This is a genomic window from Longimicrobium sp. (assembly GCF_036280135.1).
Taxonomy (GTDB): Bacteria; Gemmatimonadota; Gemmatimonadetes; order Longimicrobiales; family Longimicrobiaceae; genus Longimicrobium.
In genome coordinates this window covers 1-3,988 of record NZ_DASURI010000131.1, presented here as the reverse complement: position 1 = coordinate 3,988, position 3,988 = coordinate 1, and the positions used below count along the sequence as shown (strand labels likewise).

The following is a 3,988-nucleotide window of genomic DNA, read 5'->3' as shown; positions in this document are numbered from 1 at the left end:
AAGCCGCTGAGCGTGTGCAGGTCGCGGCCCTCCTTGAGGTAGAACGCGGCCGTGCCCTCCGTGAACGGCTCCAGCACGCCGCCGTAGCGGCTCTTGGGGCGAAGGGCGCCCTTGGCCATCACCGAGCGCAGGCCGTGCTCCAGCGTGAACAGCCGCAGCACCTTGCTGGTCTCGCTGTAGGGAAAGGCCTGCAGCACCAGCGACCGCGTGCTCACCAGCGCCATGGGCCGCTCCCCCGCCCCGCCGTCAGGCCGGCGTGGGCGCCGTGGGCGGACGCCGCCGCAGGGCGAACCACACGCCCGCCGCCAGCACCAGCCCCGCCGCGATGCCGCCGGCCAGCCGCGGGTCCACGGGCGAGCCGCGGTGCGCGGGATTGCGGACGGAGATCGTGCGCCCGGGCGCCAGCGCCGTGCCGGTGTAGCGCAGGAACTGCTCGCCCTCCGCCTCGAACGGCTCGCCCGTGGGCAGCCCCTCCACCTCCACGCCCGGCGCGGGCTGGCGCACGTAGACGGCCAGCGTGTCCGTGCGGCGGGAAAGCGGCAGGTTGAGCGTCCCCGTCCGCGCCGGGAGCCGGTAGCGGAAGAAGAAGTCGCGGCCGCCGGGCGTAAGGGGGACGATGGCGCGCACCTCGTCGCCCATCAGCACCAGGTCCTGCGGCTTCTCACGGTCCGCCACCTCCGAGACGCCGGGCTCCTCCGTCTCGAAGTCCGTGGCGCCGCGGGGCATGGCCATCCCGAACGCGGGCCGTCCCTCCGGGCCCACGACCGTGCGCCCCGTGGGGTTCTGCACGCGCACCACCTCCGCCACCTCCCACCCGCCGCGCTGGCCGGGGATGACGATCACGTCGCGCCGGCTCACGCGCAGCGAATCCAGGGCCGTCCGGGCGGACGTCGTGTCGTAGACGACCACCTGGTACCCCGTGCCCGGCTCGCCGGGGTGCAGCGCGGGGCCAAAGTAGCGGACGCCGTCCACCATGGCGGTGGCGAAAAAGACGGTAAAGCCGGCGGCCGTGTCGGCGCGGGGGACGTCGAAGCGAAAGTTGCCCTGCGCGTCGGCCCGGCCCGTGGCGATCATGCCGGAGGTGTCGGTGGCCACGCGGTGCAGCTCCACGGCCACGTTGGGCACGGCTCCACCGGCGCGGACGACGCGTCCGTTGAGCGTGGACTGCGCGGCGGCGGGGGCGAACGGCGCGAGGATCCCCGCCACGAGGGCGAGGAGCGCGAGCAAGCGCGGGAACGGGCGGCGCGCGGAAAGGCGCGCCGCCCGCGTGCGCTGGACGAAATCGGTCACGGGTTGAAGCGTCCCAGGTCTTCGGGGTCCAGCTTGCGGAGGTATTCCTTGAGCTGCTCCGGGCTCAGGCCCGGCTGCGGTCCCGACGCCTCCTCGCCGCTGCCGGGATCCGGAAAGGCCGTCTCTCCGGGGCCGGGCACCTCGATGGAGGCGTTGGTGAGCAGGTCGTCGGTCGTGAACAGGTCGGCGCGCGTGCGCAGCGCGATGGCGATGCTGTCCGACGGCCGCGCGTCGATGGTGAACATCTCGTCGCCGCGGGTGATCACCAGCTCGGCGAAGTAGGTGTTGTCGTGCACCCGGGTGATGAGCACGCGGGTGAGCGTGCCCCCCAGCCCCCGGATGAGCAGGGGAAACAGGTCGTGCGTGAGCGGGCGCGGAAACTTCATTCCCGCCAGCTCCATGGCGATGGCGCTGGCCTCCGCCGGGCCGATCCAGATGGGCAGCACGCGGCTGCCGCCGTCCTCCTGCAGGATGACGACGGGCGACTTGGTGTTCTGGTCGAGCCCCAGGCTCTGCACGCGTACTTTGATCATGGCCCTTCGTGTTGCCGGCGGCGGTGTGCGAACGGGCTCCGCAAGGCCAGCAGGTTGCGGGCCGCCGCGCGGCTGTGTGCATCGTGCGGGGCGAGGGTGCGACAAACCTCGTGCACCAGCGCCGCACCCGAGGAGCGCCCCCTCCGCTCGCCAGGGCTCGCACCTCCCCCCAAAGGCCATGGGGGAGGTTGATCTTCATCCGGAACGGGACAGTTCGCGCCGGCAGCTGCCCGCCCCTCTCCCGGCCTCTCCCCGAGGAGAGAGGAAACCCGATCGCGGGCTCCGAGATCCTGCCGTGTAGCGGAGTGTGTTTCGCCCGCCGAGGGCCCCCTCCCCCCGGCCCCCTGCCCCCGCTCCGCGGGGGAGGGGGAGAACCCGGTTCGTGCATGGATCCGGCTCCGCGCGCTGAACCCTCCCGCTCGCCAACCCCTCCCCCGAAGTTGGGGGAGGGGTCGACCGCCGTTGCGAGGAACGAGCAAAAAGGCGGTCGGGGGAGAGGGCCCCCCGTCGCGCAGCGACGGGAATCCTCGATCCCGCGTCACCCCACCATCATCCCTCCGCCACTGAACTCCCTGCCCCCCACGCGGAAGCTCGTCGAAGTCTACACCCTCTCCCGCGCAGTTTGCGGGAGAGGGTGCGAGCGACAGCGAGCGGGTGAGGGCCCCGGGTGAGGGCCCCCTCAGCCCGCCGCGCTCTTCAGGTCGTCCACGCGGTTGGTGAGCTCCCAGGGGAACAGCTGCAGCGAGCGACCGTTCCCTGTTACCTCCGGGTGCCGCCCAAAGTGCCCGTACGCCGCCGTGGGCTTGTAGATGGGGTTGTTGAGCCCCAGCGCCTCGATGATGGACAGCGGGCGGAAGTCGAACACCTGCCCCACGGCCCGCTCGATGGCCTCGTCGTCCGCCGTGCCCGTGCCGAACGTGTCGATGCGGATGGACACCGGCTCCGCCACGCCGATGGCGTACGCCAGCTGGATCTCGCAGCGCTCCGCCAGCCCGGCCGCCACCACGTTCTTGGCCGCCCACCGCGCCGCGTACGCCGCGGACCGGTCCACCTTCGTCGGGTCCTTGCCGCTGAAGGCCCCGCCGCCGTGGCGGCCCATGCCGCCGTACGTGTCCACGATGATCTTGCGCCCCGTGAGCCCCGCGTCGCCGTGCGGCCCGCCGATGACGAACCGGCCCGTGGGGTTCACGTGGATGATGCACGAGTCCGCGTCGAACAGCCCCTCGGGCATGGCCGGCACGATCACGTGCTCGATGACCTCCGCGCGGATCTGCTCGGCGGTGGCCTCGGGATCGTGCTGCGTGCTCACCACCACCGTGTCCACGCGCGACGGCCGGCCATCCTCGTACTCCACCGTCACCTGCGTCTTTCCGTCCGGCCGCAGGAAGCCCAGCTTGCCGTCCTTGCGCACCTCCGCCAGCCGCTTGCTCACGCGGTGCGCCAGCAGGATGGGCATGGGCATGAGCTCGTCGTTCTCGCGCGTGGCGTAGCCGAACATCATCCCCTGGTCGCCGGCGCCGCCCGTGTTCACCCCCATGGCGATGTCGGGCGACTGCTGGTCGATGGTCGTCATCACCGCGCAGGTGTTGCCGTCGATGCCGTACTGCGCGTCGGTGTAGCCGATGCCCTTGAGCGTGCCGCGGACGATGGACGGGATGTCCACGTACGTGCTGGTGGTGATCTCGCCCGCCACGACGGCCACGCCCGTGGTCACGAGCGTCTCGCACGCCACGCGCCCCGTGGGGTCCGCCTCCAGGATGGCGTCCAGGACGGCGTCGGAGATCTGGTCGGCGATCTTGTCCGGGTGTCCCTCGGTGACGGACTCCGAGGTAAAGAGCTGGCGGCGTGCCACGTGAACGGTGCCTCGCTGCTTGGGTTTTTTCGTTGGATTCCGGGCCGGAATCGGAGCCGGCAACCTAAGCGCTCAGTCCGCGGCCGACAAGTTCCACGACCCGTTGAACTTGCCCAGGTCCAGCACCTTGCCCAGGCGCTCCGTGAGCCCCGCGATCACGATCTCCGCCGTGGGCGCGGCGAGGGCCTCGGCGGCCGCCTGGGCGGCGTCCTCGCGGCTCACGGCGCGGATGACCTTCTTGATCTCGGCTAGGGACGACGGGGCCACGGAGAGCGAGTCCGCCCCCATGCCGATGAGGAGGAAGGCGCCCAGC

General features: G+C 71.9%; 4 protein-coding genes and 1 pseudogene. All 5 read right to left on the bottom strand.

The genetic code is table 11. The features are described 5' to 3' along the window. On the bottom strand, positions 1 to 224 hold a 224-nt coding region (recO, locus tag VFZ20_RS04035; RefSeq protein ID WP_329682545.1), incomplete at its 3' end, for a DNA repair protein RecO. Positions 225 to 246: 22 nt separating this feature from the next. Continuing rightward, positions 247 to 1,290: a hypothetical protein gene (locus VFZ20_RS04030; RefSeq protein ID WP_329682544.1), complete on the bottom strand. Its 1,044-nt coding sequence runs from the start codon at positions 1,288 to 1,290 to the stop codon at positions 247 to 249. Then, positions 1,287 to 1,823 (bottom strand): bifunctional nuclease family protein, encoded by a 537-nt coding sequence (locus tag VFZ20_RS04025; protein WP_329682543.1) that lies wholly within the window; start codon positions 1,821 to 1,823, stop codon positions 1,287 to 1,289. The genes VFZ20_RS04030 and VFZ20_RS04025 overlap by 4 nt, the downstream gene beginning before the upstream one ends. 679 nt (positions 1,824 to 2,502) lie before the next feature. Beyond that, on the bottom strand, positions 2,503 to 3,675 hold the full coding sequence (metK, locus tag VFZ20_RS04020; RefSeq protein WP_329682542.1) for a methionine adenosyltransferase: 1,173 nt from the start codon (positions 3,673 to 3,675) through the stop codon (positions 2,503 to 2,505). 72 nt (positions 3,676 to 3,747) lie between these two features. Next, positions 3,748 to 3,988: pseudogene (locus VFZ20_RS04015) on the bottom strand (hypothetical protein); the annotation flags it as partial.

Bases quoted from the DNA above. Each gene is read 5' to 3' on its own strand.
- VFZ20_RS04025 (WP_329682543.1), bottom strand. From the start codon at position 1,823: ATGATCAAAGTACGCGTGCAGAGCCTGGGGCTCGACCAGAACACCAAG.